Source organism: Psychrobacter sp. T6-1 (assembly GCF_052258445.1).
Window position 1 is genome coordinate 1 of sequence record NZ_JBQQFC010000447.1, and the last position, 1,462, is coordinate 1,462.

The 1,462-nt window shown below is 44.7% G+C and carries 1 protein-coding gene; it reads left to right on the plus strand.

The features are described 5' to 3' along the window. Positions 1-275: 275 nt before the first annotated feature. A partial coding sequence (locus ACTXGO_RS13670) for a transglycosylase SLT domain-containing protein (protein WP_443574907.1) occupies positions 276-1,462 on the plus strand: 1,187 nt, incomplete at its 3' end.

Consider the following 1,462-nt stretch of genomic DNA (forward strand, 5'->3'; position numbering starts at 1 on the left):
GCCATTTAATCTGTTTTGATGAAGGAATCATCTGCATACTATCCTTCGTAATGCTGTGCGCGTCAGTTTCTTAATTGAACATCTTAACTCAGCTTGCACAAATAGATTACTTGCTTACGTCAGCTAATTAATGATTGGCATACGATGAGCGCTAATAGAACAAGACTATGCTCCAATCTATTAATGATAGGCTAAAGCACGGTTGAAAACGTACTGCTTTTGGATCTGTTAGGTACGTTTAAGATAAGTAGGATGGCTAAAATCAGGAGACATCCATGCAACGTATTACTTATCGTGTCAAAGTGTCAACGCAAGGGGTTAAACGCCGTATATCGCATTTATTAAAGCCCTCTAAGCGCGCGCTTACCACTAGAAGTAACCTCGTTCCATCAAGCCCCACCCTCTCAAAAGTCCGTTTTGCAAAATCTAAAAAGTTCGTTCAAGTCTCAGGTATCGCTATGCTATCTTTGCCAGCTGAGAGTTTGACAACTATGAATAATGACGTCGCAGCATATGACAATGTCATGCTTGAGCAGACGCTGACCATCGCAGCCGTACCTGGTGATAGTACTTATTTTGCTACCGATGGTTTTCAGCATGGTTTTGGCTATGACTTAGTGCGTGATTACGCAGATAAGCTTGGCGTTAGCGTCAATCTAAAGGCTTATGCCAATGAGCAAGCGGCGCTAAAGGCGGTTCAAGCAGGCGCAGCGGATATGGCATTGACGACAGCCAGTACGCAACTGAAAAGTCAGCTTGGCGTGTCCTCAGTCAATCTAAGCTGCGGTTATGATAGTAATTTAACTGATAATGGTCTGCATCCAAAGGTGAGCTGGAGCTTTAATGGCTCAGATGATCCGCTATCACAAAAAGCCAGTACTTTTTTGTGTGATAGCATTAAGCTCGATGACACGCAGAAGCTGGCCGCATTTTATAATCAAAACTTATTAAAAGATGCCTATAGTCAGGATCATTTTCAAAAAACCTTGACTGAGACTTTGCCCGATTATCAGTCGTCGTTTCAGCAGCAGGCACAAAACTACAATCACGATTGGGAGCTGCTTGTCGCTATGGGCTACCAAGAGTCGCACTTAGATGCCAGCGCAGTGTCGCCAACGGGTGTACGCGGTATTATGATGCTTACCAATAGCACGGCTAAAGCGATGGGCGTCTCAGATCGCGTTGATCCATATCAAAGTATCGGCGGCGGCGCGCGCTACCTTGAGCAGGTCAAAGCAGATTTTGCTGATGTGCCAAAGACTGATCGCATCTGGTTTGCCTTAGCAGGTTATAATATGGGACCAAACGCGGTAAAACGTATTCAACGTGAGCTGCGCGCGCAAGGGATAGATGATAAAAGCTGGGCGAACGTCTATGATTATCTCTCAGAAAATAGAGCCTCAAACAGCCGTTATGGTCAAGCGATGCACTATGTTAGTAATATCAGAAACTACCTGCAAAC